This window comes from Bradyrhizobium sp. BTAi1 (assembly GCF_000015165.1).
Classification (GTDB): domain Bacteria; phylum Pseudomonadota; class Alphaproteobacteria; order Rhizobiales; family Xanthobacteraceae; genus Bradyrhizobium; species Bradyrhizobium denitrificans.
Genome location: NC_009485.1, coordinates 4,772,090 through 4,794,571, shown reverse-complemented (window position 1 = coordinate 4,794,571; position 22,482 = coordinate 4,772,090). Strand labels below are relative to the sequence as shown.

Genomic DNA, 22,482 nt, shown 5'->3' with positions numbered 1-22,482 from the left:
GATAAGCCGACGATTAAGGTTGACCGGCGAAAGCGCCGGCCGGCCCGGTTCCTCGGCTGGCCGAGCGGCGGGGAATCAGCTTGAACAGCACAAAGGCTCGCTCGCGGAAGGCCATGCTGGTCCGGTCTTGTCACCGGGAAAATGGTCCATATCTGTGGGCTCGGTCTTGAAGTTCTGCATCACGGGCCTCTGTCCGTCGTCGTTGCTCCCTTTGGTGAGCCCCTGCCTGCGGCGGCCGGTCGTCTTCAACTGCTGGTCCAACCCTTGGGTGATTCATGCGCGATCCCGTCGAAACCTATATGAACCTTGTGCCCATGGTGGTCGAACAGACCAACCGCGGTGAGCGCGCTTACGATATCTTCTCGCGCCTCCTGAAGGAGCGCATCATCTTCGTGACCGGCCCGGTCGAGGACGGCATGGCGACCCTGATCGTCGCGCAGCTGCTGTTCCTCGAGGCCGAGAACCCGAAGAAGGAAATCGCGATGTACATCAACTCGCCGGGCGGGGTGGTGACGTCGGGTCTGGCGATCTACGACACGATGCAGTTCATTCGTCCCGCGGTGTCGACGCTGTGCACGGGTCAGGCGGCTTCGATGGGCTCGCTGCTGCTGTGCGCCGGTCACAAGGACATGCGCTTCTCATTGCCGAATTCGCGCATCATGGTTCACCAGCCCTCGGGCGGCTTCCAGGGCCAGGCCACCGACATCATGCTGCACGCGCAGGAAATCCTGAGCTTGAAGAAGCGGCTCAACGAGATCTATGTGAAGCATACCGGCCAGTCCTACAAGGCGATCGAGGATGCGCTGGAACGCGACAAATTCCTCACCGCGGAAGCCGCTGCGGAGTTTGGCCTGATCGACAAGGTGATCGACAAGCGGCCGGAAGATCCGGCGCCGATGGCCAAGTGAGGCCTGCGGGTTTGAGGTTTCAAGCCCAGGCGCTGTTTTCTGCGCATCATGGCCGGCGCGAGCCGGCCCAATGCAGCTAAAGGTATTCGGGTGCGGCCATATTTGGCCGCAACCTCGTCGTGCGCTCGCCGAACAGGCGTGGCATACGCGCAACGTTCCGTCGATTTCGCTGGCCATGACCCTGTCAAGCCCTAAAATCACGGTAATGTCACGGTCTAGGGTCTGTGGTCCGATTAGCGAATTCTTGATAGTCGGATGACAGCATGATTGGCTAGAGTGTCCAGTTATGGATCGTGGGGGATTCGCGTAGGTCGTGGGTGCACGACGGGTGAAGAACAAGGTCTTAATTTTGGTACGAAATTTGCTCTTTCACCAAGCTGGTCCGGCCCGTGCCGGATTGGAGCGAACGAGCGGACAAGAGCGAACCGCGGACGGAGACAGGAATGAGTAAGGTCGGCACGAGCGACTCGAAGAACACGCTTTATTGCTCGTTCTGCGGCAAGAGCCAGCACGAAGTCCGCAAACTGATCGCAGGTCCAACCGTCTTCATCTGCGACGAGTGCGTCGAACTCTGCATGGACATCATCCGCGAGGAGAACAAGTCCTCGCTGGTCAAGTCGCGTGACGGCATTCCGACGCCGAAGGAAATCTGCAAGGTTCTCGACGATTACGTGATCGGTCAGAACCATGCGAAGAAGGTGCTGTCGGTCGCTGTCCACAATCACTACAAGCGGCTGAACCACCAGACCAAGCACTCGGACGTCGAGCTCGCGAAGTCGAATATCCTGCTGATCGGTCCGACCGGCTCGGGCAAGACGCTGCTCGCGCAGACGCTCGCCCGCATCCTGGACGTGCCGTTCACGATGGCCGATGCGACGACCCTCACCGAGGCCGGCTATGTCGGCGAGGACGTCGAGAACATCATCCTGAAGCTGCTGCAGGCAGCCGACTACAATGTCGAGCGCGCGCAGCGTGGCATTGTCTACATCGACGAGATCGACAAGATCAGTCGCAAGTCGGACAATCCGTCGATCACCCGCGACGTGTCGGGCGAGGGCGTCCAGCAGGCGCTGCTGAAGATCATGGAAGGCACGGTTGCGTCGGTTCCGCCGCAGGGCGGCCGCAAGCATCCGCAGCAGGAGTTCCTGCAGGTCGACACCACCAACATCCTGTTCATCTGCGGTGGTGCGTTCTCCGGCCTTGAGAAGATCATTTCGGCGCGCGGCCGGTCGACCTCGATCGGTTTTGCGGCCCAGGTTCTGGCGCCGGAAGACCGCCGTACGGGCGAGATCTTCCGTCACGTCGAGCCCGAGGATCTGCTGAAATACGGCCTGATCCCCGAGTTCGTCGGCCGTCTGCCGGTCGTGGCGACGCTTGAGGATCTCGACGAGAACTCGCTGAAGAAGATCCTGACCGAGCCCAAGAACGCGCTGGTGAAGCAGTATCAGCGGCTGTTCGAGATGGAGAACATCGAGCTCACTTTCGCCGACGAGGCGCTGGGTGCCGTGGCCCGCAAGGCCATCGAGCGCAAGACCGGCGCGCGTGGTCTGCGGTCGATCCTGGAGAGCATCCTGCTCGAGACCATGTTCGACCTGCCGGGCCTGGAAGGCGTCGAGGAAGTGGTGATCTCACGCGAGGTGGTCGAGGGCACCGCCCGCCCGCTCTACATCTACGCCGATCGCTCCGATCGCGCGGTCGAAAGCAGCGCCAGCGCGTAATCGCGCTGGTACGGCAGACATAACAGCTCGGTTTCCTGGTTTTGCGGTGGCCGCGGACGTTACCGTCCGCGGCTTCGCAGCGTTTCAGTATCCCGCCGCGTAAAGCCTTAATTGGCGGGCGTTTTCCGATACTTGACACCCCCCGGGTCGATAGCCACCTAATGTCCAGTGGCGACACAAATCTCAATCCCGGGATTCGCCTCAGAACGATCCGAATAGGCTGGTGACATCGCGCGTCAGTGAAATCCGGATCAGATCGCACCTTGTGGCGGTTGCGCACGATGGCGGGCTGCGTGCAAGGGGGCAAAACAAAAGGAACAGGCCATGACGACCCCTAAACCCCGGCCGACCATCGTTTACGGCGAGAGCCACGCTTATCCGGTTCTGCCGCTCCGTGACATCGTCGTCTTTCCGCACAACATCGTGCCGCTGTTCGTTGGCCGCGAGAAATCGATCCGCGCCCTCGAAGAGGTGATGAAGAACGACGCGCTGGTGATGCTGGCGACGCAGAAGAATGCGTCCGACGATGATCCGGCTGCGGACGCCATCTATGAGACCGGGACGCTCGCCAGCGTGCTGCAACTCCTGAAGTTGCCCGACGGCACCGTAAAGGTGCTGGTCGAAGGCCTGGAGCGCGCGCGCGTCGAGAAGTACACCGATCGTGCCGACTACTACGAAGCCACGGCGGTCGCGCTCGAGGACACTGATGCGAAGTCTGTCGAGGCGGAAGCCCTCGGGCGCTCCGTCGTGTCGGATTTCGAGAGCTATGTGAAGCTGAACAAGAAGATCTCCGCCGAGGTCGTCGGCGTCGTTCAGTCGATCACCGATTTCGGCAAGCTGGCCGATACGGTCGCCTCGCATCTCGCCGTCAAGATCGCCGATCGCCAGGGCATCCTGGAGACGCTGTCCGTCACCACGCGCCTGGAGAAGGTGCTGGGCCTGATGGAGAGCGAGATCTCGGTGCTGCAGGTCGAGAAGCGCATCCGCTCGCGCGTCAAGCGCCAGATGGAGAAGACCCAGCGCGAGTACTACCTGAATGAGCAGATGAAGGCCATTCAGAAGGAGCTGGGCGACGAGGACGGCCGCGACGAGCTCGCCGATCTGGAAGAGCGCATCAACAAGACCAAGCTCTCCAAGGAAGCGCGCGAGAAGGCTCAGCACGAGTTGAAGAAGCTGCGCCAGATGTCGCCGATGTCCGCGGAAGCGACCGTCGTGCGCAACTATCTGGATTGGCTGCTGTCGATTCCGTGGAACAAGAAGTCCAAGGTGAAGAAGGATCTGGAGGCCGCGCAGGCGGTCCTGGATGCGGATCACTATGGTCTGGAGAAGGTCAAGGACCGCATCGTCGAGTATCTGGCGGTGCAGTCGCGCGCCAACAAGCTGACCGGCCCGATCCTGTGCCTGGTCGGACCTCCCGGCGTCGGCAAGACCTCGCTCGGCAAGTCGATCGCGAAGGCCACGGGCCGCGAATTCGTTCGTGTGTCGCTCGGCGGCGTGCGTGACGAGGCCGAGATCCGCGGTCATCGCCGGACCTATATCGGCTCGATGCCCGGCAAGATCATCCAGTCGATGCGCAAGGCCAAGACCTCGAACCCGCTGTTCCTCTTGGACGAGATCGACAAGATGGGCTCGGACTTCCGGGGTGACCCGTCGTCGGCGCTGCTGGAGGTCCTGGACCCCGAGCAGAACACGACGTTCAACGATCACTATCTGGAGGTCGACTACGACCTGTCGAACGTGATGTTCATCACGACCGCGAATACGCTCAATATTCCCGGACCGCTGATGGACCGCATGGAGATCATCCGCATCGCGGGCTACACCGAGACCGAGAAGGTCGAGATTGCCCGCAAGCATCTGATCCCGTCCGCGCTGTCGAAGCACGGCCTGGATTCGAAGGAATGGTCGATCGACGACGATGCGCTGCTGCTCGTGATCCGGCGCTACACCCGCGAGGCGGGCGTGCGTAACCTGGAGCGTGAGATTTCGACACTGGCCCGCAAGGCCGTGAAGGAGCTCATGATCTCCAAGAAGAAGTCGGTGAAGGTCACCGAGAAGGCCGTCGAGGAATTCTTGGGTGTGCCGAAGTATCGCTTCGGTGAGATCGAGCAGGACGATCAGGTCGGTATCGTCACGGGTCTGGCGTGGACCGATGTCGGCGGCGAGCTGCTGACCATCGAAGGCGTCATGATGCCGGGCAAGGGCAAGATGACGGTGACGGGCAATCTGCGCGACGTCATGAAGGAGTCGATCTCGGCCGCGGCGTCCTACGTCCGGTCGCGGGCGATCAACTACGGCATCGAGCCGCCGATGTTCGACCGCCGCGACATCCACGTCCACGTGCCGGAGGGGGCAACCCCGAAGGACGGTCCGTCGGCGGGCGTTGCGATGGCGACCGCGATCATCTCGGTCATGACGGGCATTCCGATCCGTCACGACGTCGCGATGACCGGCGAGATCACCTTGCGTGGTCGCGTGCTGCCGATCGGCGGTCTGAAGGAGAAGCTGCTGGCGGCGGCCCGCGGCGGCATCAAGACGGTGCTGATCCCCGAGGACAACGCCAAGGATCTCACGGAGATTTCCGATGCGATCAAGGGCGGCATGGAGATCATCCCGGTCTCTCGTCTTGACGACGTCGTCGCCCGGGCCCTGGTCCGCAAGCCGGTGCCGATCGTCTGGGAAGAGGACACCAAGGTGCCCGTGAAGGCCGATGGCGATGAAGCCGCCGGCGGCCTGACCGCCCACTGAGATCCGAACCTATCCAAGGAAACGGCGCCCGCGAGGGCGCCGTTTTCGTTTGAGGGGGCGGACGACGTCAGCGGCTCTGTGGCGAGCCCATTCAGGGCTCCGTCGCAGCGTTTTCTCACGGCCGCCGTGCGGTTCCGGCGTTGATTGCGGGTCGGGCAGGGGGTAAAGAGGCGCAGCGCGCGGGCGGTCCGGACACCGGAAGCAAAGCCCGATCTGCTGCGCGACGGGCGGTTAGCTCAGCTGGTTAGAGCATCTCGTTTACACCGAGAGGGTCGGGAGTTCGAATCTCTCACCGCCTACCATGCGCATGCGCTGGATCGTCTTTCCCAGACAGCCGTGCTGTCATTGCGGCATACCCAGTTTCTCCAGGCCGATGGCAATCCGCTCCAGAAGCACGTGTGTGCGCCTCGCCGATCGCGCCGCTGCTCGATGAGCGGCCTGTCGCGCAACGTTGCATGGAAGCGTGGGTGGCCAGACATCCGCTTTCGAGACGGTTCATAACCCATTTCCGCAGCCGCTACGAAGTGCCACAATGATTTTGCGTGGCGACCGGCTGCTTGTCGGTTAGCTTCGCGCTTGGCGAAAACATCGTGGACGAGCCGATGACCGACTTCCTGCGCCACTGCACCGGCGGACAAGAGCGCGGCATTGCCGCAGGCACCGAGTTGCTCGAGGAAGGCCACAGCACCGGGCATCTCTACATCCTGCTCGATGGGCGGCTGGAGGTGATCAAGGCCGGTGCGACCGTGGCCGTCGTCTCCGAGCCGGGCGCGCTGTTCGGCGAGATGTCGCTCTTGCTGGCGCAGCCGCACACGGCGACCGTGCGGGCCGTGACGGAGTGCCGGATCTACGAGATTCTCGATGCCCAGCGTTTCCTGGCTGAAAATCCCGAGGCGACGCTGTGGATCGCGCGCATGCTGGCGCAGCGTCTCAATGTCGCCAACACCTATCTCGCCGATCTCAAGCGGCAATATGCCGGCCACGGCACGCATCTGTCGATGGTCGGCGAGGTGCTGCAGAGCATGATCAACCTGCCGCCGCAGCAGGTCTCGCCAGGAACGGATCTGGAATCCGATCCACGGCTCTGAGCCACTCCGGCGCCACGGTCACCGGCTGCGCCGGCCGCTGCAGCGGGCTGGCGAGATCGATCCACTCGGCTTGCCCCGCCGCCAGCCAGAACGCCTGCTCGGCGTCGGTGTCGATCACGATGTAGGTCGGGGGCCGTCCAGGCTGCCGCCCGGTGTTGAAGACCCAGGTCTCACCCACGCGATCGAACCACGACCCGTCCTTGATGAAGGGCGACTGGTGAACATGGCCGGAGATCACCATCGCCGGCCGGTGGTGTGCGATGAAGCCTTCGAGCTCGGTGTCACCGAAGAAGCGCTTGCCGCCCCAACTGACCGGGGAGTTGGCCGGCGGGGCGTGATGCACCCAGATCCAGCGCGCGGCCGGAAGTCCGGCGGCGGCGTCAAGCTGGCGCTGGATCGCCGCCTTCACCAGCGGTCCGTCCCACCATGGGCAGATGGAGAACAGCGTCTCGCCGATCAGGAGGTCGTCGCCATCGGCCGCGATTCCGAGCTCGCGAACCGTCCCGATCCAGGCCGCGATCTTCTCGCCCTCGGCGCTGCGCTCCTCCAGGTCATGATTGCCGGAGCAGATCATCACGCGGGTCTTGGCCGCGAGCAGCGCGAGATAGGTCTTCACGACCACGATCTGCGCGCGGATGTCGACGATCGAGGCGAGGTCGAGCGCGTCGCCGGCGAACACGACCGCATCGAAATGATCGGCCGCAGCCACCAGCCAGTCGAACTGCGGCAGCGCGTAGTGGAGATCGGCAACGACGAGACAGCGCATGGGGCTCCTGACGCTTGGGCTCGAAGCAAGAGCGGGACCAGATTCGGCATCCTGCTATTCCATCTCGACGCTGCAGACGCCAGCGCGGCGGCGTCGAATCGACGGCGTGCCGCGTCCGGTGGTATGATGAGCCTGCTTCGTCTGCCTGCGTCGCCCCGGCCAAACCGAGGAGGTCGATCATGCCCCGTCAACGCGCGCTTATGACCGTCTGCTTCGTCCGTACTGGCGAGCGCCGCTATGCGGTGCGCGCGATGCTGCCCGCCGGCCCCGTGCTCGAAATGAACCCGGCACCCGGCTTCGATCCCTGGGTGCCGCATGACCTGCAGCATTTCATCGTCGAGAAGCATTTCGATATCGCTGGTGCCGTGTTCGGACGGTTGGCCGCGGGCGGCACGGCAGGCACGTTTCACTCCGTCGAGCAGGGCGGCGCGTCACGCGAGGCGTCGCGGCAGCGACGCAAGCTCGCGGCCAGGGATCAGCGCCTGATGCCGGAGCAAAGCGAGGACTATGCCCGCTCGGAGCGGGCGACCTATGTGTGCTGGCAGGATTGGCTGGAACATTCCGACGATCCGGCGCTGCGAGCCCGTGGGGCCGAGATGGCACCGTCGGCGCGCAGCCTGGTCGCGTCTATGGCTCCGGCCGAGCGTGCGCTGTACACGCCGGCTCGCCGTGCCGCGGTCCGGCAGGAGTTTGCGCGGTTGAGCCGGCAGTGGGCCGCGCTCGGCGTCGGCGAGAGCCTTACCGAATCCTGGTGAGCGTGCCGCGCCCGCGTGGCTTGACAGTGATGCCGGCGGCATGCGCGATGACTCGAAGGATGACATCGAGCGAGGGACGCAGCATGCCATTGCCAGCCGGGGACGACCGCAATGCCGACCAGATCGCCTATTGGAACGGGCCCGGCGGCCAGCGCTGGTCCGATCGCCAGGAGGCGCAGGACATCCTGCTGTCTCCGGTGTCGGAGATCCTGATCGCGCGCATCGCGGCCAAGGCGGGCGATCGCGTTCTCGACATCGGCTGCGGCTGTGGCGGCCTGGCGATCGCATTGGCGGGGCAGGTTGCCCCGGGCGGCTCCGTGCTCGGGATCGACATCTCCGCACCGATGCTCGCGCAAGCGCGCCAGGTGGCTCCGGTGGGATGTCCGGTGGAGTTCGTGCTGGCTGACGCTACGGTGCATCCGTTCACGCCGGCGAGCTTCGATCTCCTGGTCTCGCGCTTCGGCGTGATGTTCTTCGCCGATCCCGTGGCGTCGTTCGCCAATATGCGCAAGGCGCTGAAGCCGGGCGGCCGGGTCGTGTTCGCCTGTTGGCGGGAGCCGAAGGCCAATCCGTGGATGATCGCGCCGTTGCAGGCGGTGTATCGCCACGTGCCGAAGCTGCCCGAAATGGCGCCCGAGGATCCGGGTCCCTTCGCCTTCGCATCCGAGGCGCGGGTCAGCCGCATTCTGGCCGAGGCTGGGTTCCGCGATGTCGCGCTGGAGCCGCAGGCGTTGTCGCTCGATATTGCGATCGGCAAGGGGCTCGATGCCGCCGTGCAATCGGCCTTCGAGATCGGACCCGCCAGCCGCGCGTTGGAAGGACATTCGCCGGAGACGCGGGAGGCCGCGCGGCAGTCGGTCCGCGACCTGCTCGCGCAGCATCAGACCGGTGACAGCGTCACTTTGCCGGGCTCGATCTGGCTGGTGACGGCGCACGCCTGACGCGGCGCCGCCCAGCGCTCAGGAGCGCTCTTCCCAGATCATCGCCAGATGCACGATGGTCTGCACCGCCTTCTCCATGTCACGGACGCTGACCCATTCGAGGCGCGAGTGGAAGGCGTGCTCGCCGGCGAAGATGTTGGGGCAGGGCAGCCCCATGAAAGACAGCCGCGACCCGTCGGTGCCGCCGCGAATCGAGGTCCGCATCGGAGTCAGGCCGGCGCGCCGGATCGCATCCTCGGCATAGGTCACGATCTGCGGATGGAGATCGATGACCTCCTTCATGTTGCGGTATTGCTGCCGGACGTCCATCCGGTAGCTGGAATGCGGATAGTTCGTCATGACGTCGCGCACGATGTCCTCGAGCAGCGCCTCCTTCTGCCGCAAGCCCTGCTCGCTGAAATCGCGGACGATGAAATCGAGGCGGGCTTGCTCAAGCGTGCCGGAGATCGCCACCGGATGCAGGAAGCCTTCCTTGCCTTCCGTGGTCTCGGGCGAGCAGGTGTCCTTGGGCAGGCGCTCCACGATCGCCGAAGCGATCTTGATCGCATGCTCGATCTTGCCTTTGGCAAAGCCGGGATGGGCGCTGACACCGTTGATGATCACGGTCGCGCCGTCGGCGGAGAAGGTCTCGTCCTCAATATTGCCCGCGGTCTCGCCGTCCATCGTGTAGCCGAAATCGGCGCCGAGCTTCTTCAGGTCGACCCGATCGACGCCGCGGCCGATCTCCTCATCGGGAGTGAACAGGATCTTGATCGTGCCGTGCTTGATCTGGGGATTGCTGAGCAGAAATTGCGCCGCATCCATGATCTCGGCGATGCCGGCCTTGTTGTCGGCACCCAGCAGCGTGGTGCCGTCCGATGTGACGATGTCATTGCCGATCTGGTCCTGCAGCGCGGGATGTTCGCCGGGACGGATGACCTGGCTTGGATCGCCGGGCAGCACGATGTCACCACCCTGATAGTTGCGGATGATCTGGGGCTTCACGTCGGCGCCGGAGCAGTCGGGCGACGTGTCCATGTGCGAGCAGAAGCAGATCACCGGCACGTGCTTGTCGGTATTTGCCGGGATCGTCGCATAGACGTAGCCGTGATCGTCGAGGTGAGCATCGGCGAGCCCCATCGCCTGCAGCTCGGCGGCGAGCAGGCGCCCGAGATTCTTCTGCTTCAGGGTCGAGGGACAGGTCGGGGAGGTCGGGTCCGACTGGGTGTCGATCACGACGTAGCGGAGGAACCGTTCCAGGACGGAGTGGGTGAAGCTGAGCGACGTGTCGGACATGAGCACCAGGAGGGCCGGAGGATTATGATACCGTCATAGCAAAGATATTAGTATATTAGTGTGCGTATACCACATGCCAGGTCTGCGCGGCAGCCGCCAATGTGTCACAGCACGTGTGCAGGTCCCTGCGCCCAACCGCGATACTGATGTTTTCTGCATCAGAACGGGATCGCCAGCGCCGAGTTCCTCCGCTTCCAACGGCCTTAAGGCGAGATTGAGGAAGCCTGCCTGACCTGGTCATCGTACCGAAGATGATCCCGATTCGGAGACCCCATCCGGGGACTTCCACCTCTGCGTCTCGATCGAGGCAGGGGCGCCTCCGCCGTTGCGGCAACCGGATGTTTGGAGCGATGGTCATCTTGCCGTCTCCCGGCCTTGCGTCCTGAGGTTTTGATGCGGACGCAGCGCAGGCAGCGGCGTGGCGGGTCTGGGCCTGTTGGGGACTGATCGACGACTTCTCACAAATCCGGTTTCATTGTCCTTGACTTCGAAACATCGCCCCTTTAAGTCGCACTCCTCCGCGGATTTCGCGATCACGCGGGAGTAGCTCAGTTGGTTAGAGCGCCGGCCTGTCACGCCGGAGGTCGCGGGTTCGAGCCCCGTCTCTCGCGCCATTTTGAATGGCTTAGTATCCTCACACATATCGTTGGTTGTTCGTCTCGCTGCTTCTGGGTGGCTTTCGACCCGTGCCGCTTTGCGCCTGCGGTGTGACCGCGGCGGACCGGTGCTCTGAGGACGTATGACGCGCAAGAAAAAGGCCGCCGAAGCGGCGGCCGGGACACCTTCCACGAGGGAACGGCGACGGGTCAGCGCACCATCGATGCGGTGGAACTCGTCACGGTGATCGGCTTGCCCGCCTTCACGACGTGAGCGGCCGTCTGGCTGTCGTCGACGGTGCGGGCGGCGATCCCAAAGGCAGTCAAGGCGATCCCAGCGATGAGGGCCACGACGACGACCTTCAGATGGGTCGAACGATCCGCGGAATGGAGCGAGTGGTTCATGTCAGCCTCCCGGCGTCTCACAGCGCCACTTTGTTGCCGGACATGTACCGCTGGTTTGTTTCGATCCGGTTTCGTCGTTTCCTCAAAATGGTTTCATTGTTTGCAGGGCGTGTTGCGGCCGGCGGGAGGATGCGGACCGTCCTTCGCCAGCGTCGCCCGACCGGCGTCTTTGGCTGACGTTGCCCTGGTTGGTGTCTCCGCTGCCTCGAGCCCCTGCAAGCTGCGCGCGAGCTTGATTCGGCGACCTCGGGTGACCATCTACTCGATAGAGGAAGCGTATCGGCCCATTGCTCATCGCGACTGATCTGCCACCCGATCGCCGCTTTGCCATCCGCCCCGAACCATGTCCGGCTCTGCGCACACCGCCGTGCGTGCTCGCGATCGCTGAGCCGATCAGCCTCTGCCGATCGCGCACCGGACACCGTAATGCTGCGGGTCTGTGATGTGACAGACGCGTGCGCGCTGCGGCGCCCGCCAGCCCCGTGTGTCCGGGTTTCCGCAATGTGGGGAGGGATGACGGCGTTGAGACGGCTTGTCTTGCGCGGCTTGGTGCGCTGCGCTAAGGCTCAGAACAATTCCAATGCAACGAGTCTGTGGTTTGCACCGAAGCCGCAGAGGAAAGTGGCGCCGATGACCGGCATCCTCCAGAATTATCTCCCCCTCGTCGTGTTCATAGGTGTCGCAGCCATCATCGGGGTGGTGCTGCTGATCGCGCCGTTCCTGGTCGCCTATCAGCAGCCCGATCCGGAGAAGCTTTCCGCGTATGAATGCGGCTTCAATGCGTTCGATGACGCGCGCATGAAGTTCGACGTTCGCTTCTACCTGGTTGCCATCCTTTTCATCATCTTCGACCTCGAAGTCGCCTTCCTGTTCCCCTGGGCAGTGGCATTCGGCAAGCTCGGCGCGGCCGGCTTCTGGTCGATGCTGGTGTTCCTGGCCGTGCTGACGGTCGGGTTTGCCTACGAATGGAAGAAAGGCGCGCTTGAATGGGATTGAGCCCCAACCCGTCCTCGACCGGCCCGGTGATCGCACCGGCCCCGAAGGGCATTCTCGATCCCGCGACCGGCAGGCCGATCGGTGCCAACGACCCGTATTTCCTCGAGGTCAGGCACGAGCTGTCGGACAAGGGATTCTTCGTTGCGACCGCCGACGATCTCATCACCTGGGCCCGTACCGGCTCGCTGATGTGGATGACGTTCGGTCTGGCCTGCTGCGCCGTCGAGATGATGCAGGTTTCGATGCCGCGCTACGACGTCGAGCGGTTCGGCTTCGCGCCGCGCGCCTCGCCGCGCCAGTCCGACGTGATGATCGTCGCGGGCACCCTGACCAACAAGATGGCCCCGGCGCTGCGCAAGGTCTACGACCAGATGCCGGAGCCGCGCTACGTCATCTCGATGGGGTCGTGCGCCAATGGCGGCGGCTACTACCACTATTCCTACTCGGTGGTCCGCGGCTGCGATCGCATCGTTCCCATTGACATCTATGTGCCCGGCTGTCCGCCGACTGCGGAAGCGCTGCTGTACGGTGTTCTGCTGCTGCAGAAGAAGATCCGTCGCACCGGCACCATCGAACGCTGAAGGTTTTCGTTATGGACGATGGCAGGCTCGACGCCCTTGGGCAGACGATCGTGAGCGCGCTTCCGGGCGCTGCGCTCGGTCATTCGGTCGCTTTCAACCAGCTGACGGTCGACATCGAGCCGACCCGAATCGTCGAGGTGGCGAAATATCTGCGCGACGATCCGGCCTGCCGCTTCGTCAATATCACCGACATCACGGCGGTCGATTATCCGGAGCGCGCCAAGCGCTTCGATGTCGTCTACCATTTTCTGTCACCGACCTTGAACGCGCGGGTCCGGCTCAAGGGCCAGGCCGACGAGGCAACTCAGGTGCCGTCGCTGATCGACGTGTTTCCGGGGGCGGACTGGTTCGAGCGTGAGGCGTACGATCTCTACGGCGTGATCTTCGTCGGTCATCCCGATATGCGTCGGCTCCTCACCGACTACGGTTTCGACGGCCATCCGCTGCGCAAGGACTTCCCGACCACCGGTTTCGTCGAGGTGCGCTACGACGACCAGGAGAAGCGGGTGATCTACGAGCCTGTCAGGCTCAATCAGGAATTCCGCAAGTTCGATTTCCTTTCGCCGTGGGAGGGAGCTGACTATCCGCTGCCCGGCGACGAGAAAGCGACCAAGTGAGTGGGAGCGCGAGCATGAACGAGCAGAGCCCGGCACTCCGCAACTTCACGATCAATTTCGGTCCGCAGCATCCGGCGGCGCACGGCGTGCTGCGTCTCGTGCTGGAGCTGGACGGCGAGGTGGTCGAACGGGTCGATCCGCATATCGGCTTGCTGCATCGCGGCACCGAGAAGCTGATCGAGACCAAGACCTATCTGCAGGCGATGCCCTATTTCGACCGGCTCGACTATGTCGCGCCGATGAACCAGGAGCATGCGTTCTGCCTTGCGGCCGAGCGGCTGCTCGGCATCGAGGTGCCGCGCCGCGGCCAGCTGATCCGCGTGCTGTATTCGGAGATCGGGCGGCTGCTCTCGCATCTGCTCAACGTCACCACGCAGGCGATGGACGTCGGCGCGCTGACCCCGCCGCTGTGGGGCTTCGAGGAGCGCGAGAAGCTGATGGTGTTCTATGAGCGCGCCTCCGGTTCGCGCATGCACGCCAACTACTTCCGCATCGGCGGCGTCCACCAGGACCTGCCGCCGAAGCTGATCGACGACATCGACGCGTTCTGCGATCCGTTCCTGAAGGTGGTCGACGATCTCGACCAGTTGCTCACCGGCAACCGCATCTTCAAGCAGCGCAATGTCGACATCGGCGTCGTCACCCTGAAGCAGGCCTGGGAGTGGGGCTTCTCCGGCGTGATGGTGCGCGGCTCGGGCGCGGCCTGGGACCTGCGCAAGTCGCAGCCTTATGATGTCTACGCCGAGATGGAGTTCGACGTTCCCATTGGCAAGAATGGCGACTGCTACGACCGCTATCTGATCCGCATGGAAGAGATGCGCCAGTCGGTGCGCATCATGAAGCAGTGCATCCAGAAGCTGCGGGCGCCGGACGGGCAGGGGCCGGTCGTGGTCACCGACAACAAGATCGCGCCGCCGCGCCGTGGCGAGATGAAGCGCTCGATGGAAGCGCTGATCCACCACTTCAAGCTCTATACCGAGGGCGTGCACGTCCCGGCAGGCGAGATCTATGCCGCCGTGGAGGCCCCGAAGGGCGAGTTCGGCGTCTACCTGGTCTCCGACGGCTCCAACAAGCCGTACAAGTGCAAGATCCGGGCGCCGGGCTTCGCCCATCTGCAGGCGATGGACTTCCTGTGCCGCGGGCATCTGCTCGCCGACGTCTCGGCCATTCTCGGCTCGCTCGACATCGTGTTCGGAGAGGTGGACCGCTGATGGGCCATGCGCCGATCCAGTTCGATCGTGCTTCCGGAGCGCTCGAAGGGGCGAATCTCTGGGAGCGCACGGCTGCCCTGGCGCTGGTCACCGGTTCGAAGATCTCGTCGCATTTCTCGCATCGCGGCTATAATCGCTGCGCCAATCTGCTGCGCCTGGCGCTGGCGGAGCGCAACATCGCGGTCAAGCTCAACCCGGACGCCGTGTTCGAGTTTCCGTATGGCGACGGCTATTGGAGCAAGCTGCTCAACCGCTCCTATCACTACGAAGACGAGCTCGAGCTGCTTTTTCTTGGCACCGCCGATGTCGACTATACGTTCATCGATGGGGGCGCCAATTACGGCTATTGGTCGGTGTTGGTCTCCAGCGCGCCCTATGGCGCCCACAAGGCGATCGCGATCGAGCCGTCCTCAGCCAATTTCGCCAAGCTCGCCAACAATGCCAGGGTCAATGCCGGCCGCTTCGAGGTGATGAAGTGCGCCATCGGCGAACGCCGTGGCACAGCCTATCTGACCGGCACCAAGCACGAGGCCTTCAGCATCGCCGGCGGCAACACCGGCGGTGAGCAGGTGCCGGTGATGGCGCTGGACGACCTCATCGATGACGGCAAGGTCGCGGCCTCCGGCAAGTACCTGATCAAGCTTGATGTCGAGGGCGTCGAGATCGAGGCGATCAAGGGCGGCGCCCGGCTGCTGTCGACGGACAGCATGATCCTCTGCGAGGAGCACGGCCAGGACCGCAATCATACGGTCTCCCGCTATATCCTCGAGCAGACGCCGATGCAGCTGATGGTCTATGACCCGCAGAGCCGGCGTTTCGAGACGGTGACCGAACTGTCGATCCTCGACCGCATCAAGGTGTCCGCGCACGTCGGCTATAACGTGTTCGGAACTGCAAGTGCCTTCTGGCAGAATCGCGTCGCAGCGCTCAATGCAAGTGCCGCGCGCCGCATGCAATGAAAGACTGAAGAGCCATGTCCGTCCGCCGTCTTGCCCCGAAGGACCTCCAGCCCGCGAGCTTTGCGTTCACGGAGGAAAACCTCGCCTTCGCCAAGGCCCAGATCGCGAAATATCCGGAAGGCCGCCAAGCCTCGGCGGTCATCGCGATCCTGTGGCGTGCCCAGGAGCAGAACGAGGGCTGGGTCTCGGAAGCCGCGATCCGCGTCGTCGCCGACATGCTCGGCATGCCCTATATCCGCGTGCTCGAAGTCGCGACCTTCTACACGATGTTCCAGTTGCAACCGGTCGGCAAGAAGGCGCATGTGCAGGTCTGCGGCACCACGCCGTGCCGGCTGCGCGGCGCCGAGGAGCTGATCGAGGTCTGCAAGCATCGCATCCATCACGACCCCTTCCATCTGTCGAAGGATGGCGATTTCAGCTGGGAAGAGGTCGAGTGCCTGGGCGCCTGCGTGAATGCGCCGATGGTGCAGGTGTGGAAGGACACTTATGAGGACCTGACGCCGGAGAGCTTCGGCAAGGTGCTCGACGGCTTCGCGACCGGCAACCTGCCGACGCCGGGTCCGCAGAACGGCCGCCAGTTCTCGGCGCCCGCCGGCGGTCCGACCACGCTGAAGGAAAAGACATGAGCCGCCATCGCATCCGCGTTGCGGCCCTGACCCGAGAGGGCGCCGCGATGAAAAACTGGCGCTACGTGGCGCTGCATACGCTTGCTGCCGCCGCTTTCATTTTCGTGCTGCAGCGTTTCGCGCTCAACGCGACGCTGGAGTCCAGTCTGCTGTGGGCGTTGGTGTTCGGCGGCTGTGCCGCCTTCATCGCCACCATGCAGTCGAACCGCTGAATTCGAGGAAGCCGTCTGATCATGCTCGAGGACAAGGACCGCATCTTCACCAACCTTTACGGCCTCCACGATTGGGGGCTCGAAGGCGCGCGCCGGCGCGGCAGCTGGGATGGCACCAAGGGTCTCATCGACAAGGGCCGCGACTGGATCATCAACGAGATGAAGGCGTCGGGCCTGCGCGGCCGCGGCGGCGCCGGCTTCCCGACCGGCCTGAAATGGTCGTTCATGCCGAAGGAATCGACCGACGGCCGGCCGAGCTACCTCGTCGTCAATGCCGACGAGTCCGAGCCCGGCACCTGCAAGGACCGCGAGATCATGCGGCACGATCCGCATCATCTCGTCGAGGGCTGCCTGCTCGCCAGCTTCGCGATGAACGCGCATGCCTGCTACATCTATGTGCGCGGCGAGTTCATCCGTGAGCGCGAGCGGCTGCAGGCCGCGATCGACCAGGCCTATGAGGCCAATCTGATCGGCAAGAACAACATCCATGGCTGGCCGTTCGATCTCTACGTCGCCCATGGCGCCGGCGCCTATATCTGCGGCGAGGAGACGGCGCTGCTCGAAAGCCTCGAGGGCAAGAAGGGCCAGCCGCGGCTGAAGCCGCCGTTCCCGGCCAATGTCGGCCTCTATGGCTGCCCGACCACCGTGAACAACGTCGAATCGATCGCGGTCGCGCCGACCATCCTGCGCCGCGGCGCGTCATGGTTCGCCGGCATCGGCCGTCCGAACAATGTCGGCACGAAACTGTTCTGCATCTCCGGTCACGTCGAGCGGCCCTGCAACGTCGAAGAGGCGATGGGCATCCCGTTCCGCGAGCTGATCGAGAAGCATTGCGGCGGCATCCGCGGCGGCTGGGACAATCTGAAGGCGGTCATCCCCGGCGGCTCGTCGGTGCGGATGGTGCCGGCCGAGCAGATCATCGACACGCCGATGGATTTCGACAGCCTGTCCAAGCTGCGCTCCGGCCTCGGCACCGCGGCCGTGATCGTGATGGACAAGTCCACCGACTTGATCCGCGCGATCGCGCGCATCTCGTATTTCTACAAGCATGAGAGCTGCGGCCAGTGCACGCCGTGCCGCGAGGGCACCGGCTGGATGTGGCGCGTGCTGACCCGCATGGCCGAAGGCCGCGCGCATAAGCGCGAGATCGACATGCTGCTGGAAGTCACCAAGCAGATCGAGGGACACACGATCTGCGCGCTCGGCGACGCCGCGGCCTGGCCGATCCAGGGCCTGATCACGCATTTCCGTCACGAGATCGAAGCGCGCATCGACCAGTATTCGCACAAGGCCGATGTCGACGACGTCGGCGTGCGCGATCCCGCGCATATGGTCGCGGCGGAGTAGGGGATGGCGGTTCTGTCCGCCAGCAAGATTTTCCTCCGCGTTCGCGCCCTGAAGGAGCGCAGCGGCGCGGTGGTCCGTGGTTTGAGAGAGATGTGAGGCAATGACCAAGATCATCATCGATGGCAAAGAGATCGATGTGCCGCCGGAGTACACGCTGCTGCAGGCGTGCGAGGCGGCGGGCGCCGAGATTCCGCGCTTCTGCTATCATGAGCGGCTTTCGATCGCCGGCAACTGCCGGATGTGCCTCGTCGAGGTGAAGGGCGGACCGAAGCCGGTCGCGAGCTGCGCCTGGGGCGTGCGCGACTGCCGTCCGGGTCCGAAGGGCGAGCCGCCGGAGATCTCGACACGGTCGCCGATGGTCAAGAAGGCACGCGAAGGCGTGATGGAATTCCTTCTGATCAACCATCCGCTGGACTGCCCGATCTGCGACCAGGGCGGCGAATGCGACCTGCAGGACCAGGCGATGGGCTATGGTGTCGACACCAGCCGCTACGCCGAGAACAAGCGCGCCGTCGAGGACAAATATCTCGGCGCGCTGGTCAAGACCTCGATGACCCGCTGCATCCAGTGCACGCGTTGCGTCCGCTTCTCGGCGGAAGTCTGCGGCGTGCCGGAAATGGGCGCGATCGGCCGTGGCGAGGACATGGAGATCACGACCTATCTCGAGCAGGCCTTGAGCTCGGAGCTGCAGGGCAATCTGGTCGACATCTGCCCCGTGGGCGCGCTGACCTCGAAGCCCTATGCCTTTGCCGCGCGCCCCTGGGAGCTCGGCAAGACGCAGTCGATCGACGTCATGGACGGCTTGGGCTCGGCGATCCGGGTCGACACCCGCGGCCGCGAGGTGATGCGCATCCTGCCGCGCATCAACGACGCCGTGAACGAGGAGTGGATCTCGGACAAGACCCGTCACGTCGTCGACGGCCTGCGCACACAACGGCTCGACCGTCCTTATGTGCGCGAGGACGGCAAGCTGCGCCCGGCCACCTGGCCGGAGGCGTTCAAGGCCATCGCCGCCAAGCTGTCGCGCATCGACGGCAAGCGCATCGGCGCGATCGCCGGCGATCTCGCCGCGGTCGAGGAGATGTTCGCGCTCAAGGATCTGCTCGCCAAGCTCGGCTCGTCCAACGTCGCGGTGCAGGGCGGTGACAGCTTCGACGCCAAGCTCGGCCGCGCGTCCTATCTGTTCAATCCGACCATCGCCGGCATCGAGCAGGCCGACGCGATCCTGATCGTCGGCGCCAATCCACGCAAGGAAGCGGCGGTGCTCAACGCCCGCATCCGCAAGCGCTGGCGCTCGGGTCAGCTCAAGGTCGGTCTGGTCGGCCCCAAGGCCGATCTGACCTATCCTTATGAGCATATCGGCGCAGGCACGGACTCGCTCAGCGATGTCGCCGCCGGCAAGCACTCCTTCGCGACCACGTTCCGCAACGCCAAGAACCCGATCGTGCTGGTCGGCTCCGGCGCCGCCGCCCGCCATGATGGCGGGGCGATCCTGTCGCTCGCCGCCAAGATCGCGATGGACGTCAACGCGGTCCGCGACGACTGGAATGGCTTTGCCGTGCTGCATGACACGGCCTCGCGGGTCGGTGCGCTCGACATCGGCTTCAACGGCACCGGCCTGACCGGCGCCCAGATGACGACCTTCGGCACCATGGACGTGATGTTCCTGCTCGGCGCTGACGAGGTCGAGGTGCCCGAGGGCGTGTTCACCGTCTATATCGGCACCCATGGCGACCGCGGCGCGCATCGCGCCGATGTCATCCTGCCGGGTGCGGCCTACACTGAGAAGTCCGGTCTCTACGTCAACACCGAGGGCCGGGTGCAGGTCACAGGGCGAGCCTCGTTCCCGCCGGGCGAGGCGCGCGAGGATTGGGCGATCATCCGCGCGTTGTCCGATGTGCTCGGCCGCAAGCTCGGCTATGACTCGCTTGCGGCGCTGCGCGCCGAGATCGTCAAGGTCGCGCCGCATCTCGGCCGGATCGACCAGATCGAGGTCGGCAAGATCGCCGACATCAAGACCCTGGCGGGCAAGGGCGGCAGCCTGGAGAAGGCGCCGTTCAAGCCCCTGATCGAAGACTTCTATCTCACCAACCCGATCGCACGCGCATCGGCGGTCATGGCGGAATGCTCCCGCTTGGCCTCCGGGCAGATGCTGACGGCAGCGGAGTGAGCGTGACCTGATGGCTGATTTCTTTGCGAGCTCATTCTGGACCGGCTTCCTCTGGCCGCTGATCGTCATGATCGCGCAGAGCGTGCTGCTCCTCGTCGTCCTCCTGGTCGCGATCGCCTATATCCTGCTGGCGGACCGCAAGATCTGGGCCGCGGTGCAGATCCGCCGGGGACCCAACGTGGTCGGGCCCTGGGGCCTGTTCCAGTCGTTCGCCGACCTCCTGAAGTTCGTGCTCAAGGAGCCGATCATCCCGGCGGGCGCCAACAAGGGCGTCTTCCTGCTGGCGCCGCTGGTGTCCTGCGTGCTGGCGCTGGCGGCCTGGGCGGTGATTCCGACCAATCTCGGCTGGGCGATCGCCGACATCAATGTCGGCATCCTCTTCATCTTCGCGATCTCGTCGCTGTCGATCTACGGCATCATCATGGCCGGCTGGTCGTCGAACTCGAAATATCCGTTCCTGGCGGCGCTGCGCTCGGCGGCGCAGATGGTGTCCTACGAAGTCTCGATCGGCTTCGTCATCATCACCGTGCTGCTCTGTGCCGGCACCTTGAACCTCTCGGCGGTCGTCGAGGCGCAGCATGCCCGCGGTCTCGCCAGCCTGATCGGCCTGCCGCAACTGACGATCCTGAACTGGTACGTCTGGCCGCTGTTCCCGATGTTCGTGGTGTTCTACGTCTCGGCGCTGGCCGAGACCAACCGTCCGCCGTTCGATCTCGTGGAGGCGGAATCCGAGCTCGTGGCCGGCTTCATGGTGGAATACGGCTCGACGCCCTATCTGCTGTTCATGCTCGGCGAATATGTCGCCATCACCACGATGTGCGCGCTGGCGACGATCCTGTTCCTCGGCGGCTGGCTGCCGCCGATCGACCTGCCGCCGTTCAACTGGGTGCCCGGCGTCATCTGGTTCGCACTCAAGCTGTTCTTCATGTTCTTCCTGATCGCGATGGCGAAAGCGATCGTGCCGCGCTACCGCTACGACCAGTTGATGCGACTCGGTTGGAAAGTGTTCCTGCCGCTGTCGCTGGTCATGGTGGTGATCGTCGCGGGCGTGCTGCACTTCGCCGGCATCGCGCCGAAATGAGGCTGTCATGAACATTTCCGCCACTGCACGGTCGCTGCTGCTGTCCGAGTTCGTCTCCGCGTTCTTCCTCGCGATGCGCTACTTCTTCCAGCCGAAGCCGACCCTGAACTATCCGTTCGAGAAGGGCCCGATCTCGCCGCGTTTCCGCGGCGAGCATGCGCTGCGCCGCTATCCCAATGGCGAGGAACGCTGCATCGCCTGCAAGCTGTGCGAGGCGGTCTGCCCGGCGCAGGCGATCACCATCGAGGCTGGTCCGCGTCGCAATGACGGCACCCGCCGCACCGTGCGCTACGACATCGACATGGTGAAGTGCATCTATTGCGGCCTTTGCCAGGAAGCCTGCCCGGTCGACGCCATCGTCGAGGGACCGAACTTCGAGTTCGCGACCGAGACCCGCGAGGAGCTGTATTATGACAAGGCCAAGCTGCTGGCGAACGGCGACCGCTGGGAGCGCGAGATCTCCAAAGCCATCGCGCTCGACGCGCCGTACCGCTGAGGCCGTCCGATGATCCTTCCTGCGCTCTTCTTCTATCTGTTCGCGGCGGTCTGCGTGGCCTCGGCCGTGATGGTGATCGTCTCCAAGAACCCCGTTCACTCGGTGCTCTATCTGATCCTCGCTTTCGTCAACGCCTCCGGCCTGTTCGTGCTGATGGGCGCCGAGTTCCTGGCGATGATCCTGGTCGTCGTCTATGTCGGAGCGGTCGCGGTGCTGTTCCTGTTCGTGATCATGATGCTCGACGTCGACTTCACCGAGCTGCGCGAGGGCTTCCTGCAATACATGCCGATCGGCCTGGTGATCGGCGGCATCTTCCTGTTCGAGCTGCTGCTGACGGTGTCCTACTGGGTCATCAACCCGACGACGCCGAAGGCGATCACGGCGGCGATCCCGACCAACGTCACCAACACCGAGGCGCTCGGCCTCGTGCTCTATACGAAGTACATCCATTACTTCCAGCTGTCGGGCATGATCCTGCTGGTCGCGATGATCGGCGCCATCGTGCTGACGCTCCGCCACAAGGTCAGCGTCAAGCGCCAGGACATCAACGTCCAGAACGCCCGTACGCCGGAGATGGCAATGGCGGTGCGCAAGGTCGCGGTCGGACAGGGGCTGCAGGATACGGACGCCGCGGAGTGGGTGAAATGACCATCGGACTGGGACACTATCTGGCTGTGGCGGCCATGCTGTTCACGCTCGGCATCCTCGGCATCTTCCTGAACCGCAAGAACATCATCGTCATCCTGATGTCGGTCGAGCTGATCCTGCTCGCGGTCAACATCAACCTGGTGGCGTTCTCGACCTTCCTCGGCGACATCGTCGGCCAGGTGTTCGCGCTGTTGGTGCTGACGGTGGCCGCGGCGGAAGCCGCGATCGGTCTTGCCGTGCTGGTGGTCTACTTCCGCAACCGCGGCTCGATCGCGGTCGAAGACGTCAATCTGATGAAGGGCTAAGGGCGCATGATCCTGATGAGTGGGGGCCGGTTC

The 22,482-nt window shown here is 64.0% G+C and carries 22 protein-coding genes and 2 tRNA genes; 21 read left to right on the top strand and 3 right to left on the bottom strand.

Annotated elements, in window-relative coordinates; genetic code table 11:
• Positions 1 to 275: 275 nt before the first annotated feature.
• From BBTA_RS21385 to BBTA_RS21365, 5 genes are all read left to right on the top strand, one after another.
• Positions 276 to 908, top strand: coding sequence for an ATP-dependent Clp protease proteolytic subunit (locus tag BBTA_RS21385; protein ID WP_012044596.1), 633 nt, complete (start codon positions 276 to 278; stop codon positions 906 to 908).
• A gap of 443 nt (positions 909 to 1,351) precedes the next feature.
• The gene (gene clpX, locus BBTA_RS21380; RefSeq protein WP_012044595.1) at positions 1,352 to 2,626 is read left to right on the top strand and encodes an ATP-dependent Clp protease ATP-binding subunit ClpX; all 1,275 of its coding nucleotides are present in this window, start codon (positions 1,352 to 1,354) and stop codon (positions 2,624 to 2,626) included.
• Between the two features lie 324 nt (positions 2,627 to 2,950).
• Positions 2,951 to 5,374 (top strand): endopeptidase La, encoded by a 2,424-nt coding sequence (gene lon / locus BBTA_RS21375; protein WP_012044594.1) that lies wholly within the window; start codon positions 2,951 to 2,953, stop codon positions 5,372 to 5,374.
• A 225-nt stretch (positions 5,375 to 5,599) separates the two neighbouring features.
• Positions 5,600 to 5,676: transfer RNA gene (locus BBTA_RS21370), tRNA-Val, on the top strand.
• A gap of 300 nt (positions 5,677 to 5,976) precedes the next feature.
• Positions 5,977 to 6,462: a Crp/Fnr family transcriptional regulator gene (locus BBTA_RS21365; RefSeq protein ID WP_012044593.1), complete on the top strand. Its 486-nt coding sequence runs from the start codon at positions 5,977 to 5,979 to the stop codon at positions 6,460 to 6,462.
• On the opposite strand, the gene BBTA_RS21360 is transcribed toward BBTA_RS21365, so the two are convergent.
• Positions 6,401 to 7,228, bottom strand: coding sequence for a metallophosphoesterase (locus BBTA_RS21360; RefSeq protein ID WP_012044592.1), 828 nt, complete (start codon positions 7,226 to 7,228; stop codon positions 6,401 to 6,403). The genes BBTA_RS21365 and BBTA_RS21360 overlap by 62 nt on opposite strands.
• A gap of 179 nt (positions 7,229 to 7,407) precedes the next feature.
• Here BBTA_RS21360 and BBTA_RS21355 point away from each other — a divergent pair, with 179 nt between their 5' ends.
• Positions 7,408 to 7,983, top strand: coding sequence for a hypothetical protein (locus BBTA_RS21355; RefSeq protein ID WP_244424063.1), 576 nt, complete (start codon positions 7,408 to 7,410; stop codon positions 7,981 to 7,983).
• 83 nt (positions 7,984 to 8,066) lie between these two features.
• Positions 8,067 to 8,924 (top strand): class I SAM-dependent methyltransferase, encoded by an 858-nt coding sequence (locus BBTA_RS21350; protein ID WP_012044590.1) that lies wholly within the window; start codon positions 8,067 to 8,069, stop codon positions 8,922 to 8,924.
• Between the two features lie 18 nt (positions 8,925 to 8,942).
• On the opposite strand, the gene pepT is transcribed toward BBTA_RS21350, so the two are convergent.
• Complete coding sequence (gene pepT, locus BBTA_RS21345) at positions 8,943 to 10,199, bottom strand: peptidase T (protein ID WP_012044589.1); 1,257 nt, start codon at positions 10,197 to 10,199, stop codon at positions 8,943 to 8,945.
• Between the two features lie 537 nt (positions 10,200 to 10,736).
• Between pepT and BBTA_RS21340 the strand changes: the two genes are divergently transcribed.
• Positions 10,737 to 10,813: transfer RNA gene (locus tag BBTA_RS21340), tRNA-Asp, on the top strand.
• Between the two features lie 192 nt (positions 10,814 to 11,005).
• Here BBTA_RS21340 and BBTA_RS21335 read toward each other — a convergent pair.
• Complete coding sequence (locus BBTA_RS21335) at positions 11,006 to 11,200, bottom strand: hypothetical protein (RefSeq protein ID WP_041750805.1); 195 nt, start codon at positions 11,198 to 11,200, stop codon at positions 11,006 to 11,008.
• Positions 11,201 to 11,830: 630 nt separating this feature from the next.
• Between BBTA_RS21335 and BBTA_RS21330 the strand changes: the two genes are divergently transcribed.
• From BBTA_RS21330 to nuoK, 13 genes are all read left to right on the top strand, one after another.
• The gene (locus BBTA_RS21330; protein ID WP_008964559.1) at positions 11,831 to 12,196 is read left to right on the top strand and encodes an NADH-quinone oxidoreductase subunit A; all 366 of its coding nucleotides are present in this window, start codon (positions 11,831 to 11,833) and stop codon (positions 12,194 to 12,196) included.
• Positions 12,193 to 12,777 carry an NADH-quinone oxidoreductase subunit B family protein gene (locus BBTA_RS21325; RefSeq protein WP_012044588.1) on the top strand — a complete coding sequence of 195 codons (585 nt, stop codon included), beginning with the start codon at positions 12,193 to 12,195 and terminating at the stop codon, positions 12,775 to 12,777. The genes BBTA_RS21330 and BBTA_RS21325 overlap by 4 nt, the downstream gene beginning before the upstream one ends.
• Positions 12,778 to 12,788: 11 nt before the next feature.
• Complete coding sequence (locus BBTA_RS21320) at positions 12,789 to 13,394, top strand: NADH-quinone oxidoreductase subunit C (protein ID WP_012044587.1); 606 nt, start codon at positions 12,789 to 12,791, stop codon at positions 13,392 to 13,394.
• A 14-nt stretch (positions 13,395 to 13,408) separates the two neighbouring features.
• Positions 13,409 to 14,605, top strand: a complete 1,197-nt coding sequence (locus tag BBTA_RS21315) for an NADH-quinone oxidoreductase subunit D (RefSeq protein ID WP_012044586.1) — start codon at positions 13,409 to 13,411, stop codon at positions 14,603 to 14,605.
• Positions 14,605 to 15,564 (top strand): FkbM family methyltransferase, encoded by a 960-nt coding sequence (locus tag BBTA_RS21310; RefSeq protein WP_012044585.1) that lies wholly within the window; start codon positions 14,605 to 14,607, stop codon positions 15,562 to 15,564. Before BBTA_RS21315 ends, BBTA_RS21310 begins: the two co-directional genes overlap by 1 nt.
• Before the next feature lie 14 nt (positions 15,565 to 15,578).
• On the top strand, positions 15,579 to 16,190 hold the full coding sequence (gene nuoE, locus BBTA_RS21305) for an NADH-quinone oxidoreductase subunit NuoE (protein ID WP_012044584.1): 612 nt from the start codon (positions 15,579 to 15,581) through the stop codon (positions 16,188 to 16,190).
• The gene (locus tag BBTA_RS21300) at positions 16,187 to 16,402 is read left to right on the top strand and encodes a hypothetical protein (protein WP_012044583.1); all 216 of its coding nucleotides are present in this window, start codon (positions 16,187 to 16,189) and stop codon (positions 16,400 to 16,402) included. Before nuoE ends, BBTA_RS21300 begins: the two co-directional genes overlap by 4 nt.
• Before the next feature lie 21 nt (positions 16,403 to 16,423).
• Positions 16,424 to 17,749: an NADH-quinone oxidoreductase subunit NuoF gene (gene nuoF / locus BBTA_RS21295; protein ID WP_012044582.1), complete on the top strand. Its 1,326-nt coding sequence runs from the start codon at positions 16,424 to 16,426 to the stop codon at positions 17,747 to 17,749.
• 100 nt (positions 17,750 to 17,849) lie between these two features.
• Positions 17,850 to 19,919 carry an NADH-quinone oxidoreductase subunit NuoG gene (gene nuoG, locus BBTA_RS21290; protein WP_012044581.1) on the top strand — a complete coding sequence of 690 codons (2,070 nt, stop codon included), beginning with the start codon at positions 17,850 to 17,852 and terminating at the stop codon, positions 19,917 to 19,919.
• 10 nt (positions 19,920 to 19,929) lie between these two features.
• Positions 19,930 to 21,000 carry an NADH-quinone oxidoreductase subunit NuoH gene (gene nuoH / locus BBTA_RS21285; RefSeq protein WP_012044580.1) on the top strand — a complete coding sequence of 357 codons (1,071 nt, stop codon included), beginning with the start codon at positions 19,930 to 19,932 and terminating at the stop codon, positions 20,998 to 21,000.
• A 7-nt stretch (positions 21,001 to 21,007) separates the two neighbouring features.
• A complete protein-coding gene (gene nuoI, locus BBTA_RS21280; RefSeq protein ID WP_012044579.1) occupies positions 21,008 to 21,496 on the top strand; it encodes an NADH-quinone oxidoreductase subunit NuoI in 489 nt (162 codons plus the stop codon).
• Positions 21,497 to 21,505: 9 nt separating this feature from the next.
• Positions 21,506 to 22,144, top strand: a complete 639-nt coding sequence (locus tag BBTA_RS21275; RefSeq protein WP_012044578.1) for an NADH-quinone oxidoreductase subunit J — start codon at positions 21,506 to 21,508, stop codon at positions 22,142 to 22,144.
• Positions 22,141 to 22,449, top strand: a complete 309-nt coding sequence (nuoK, locus tag BBTA_RS21270; RefSeq protein WP_006611001.1) for an NADH-quinone oxidoreductase subunit NuoK — start codon at positions 22,141 to 22,143, stop codon at positions 22,447 to 22,449. Before BBTA_RS21275 ends, nuoK begins: the two co-directional genes overlap by 4 nt.
• Positions 22,450 to 22,482: the final 33 nt, after the last annotated feature.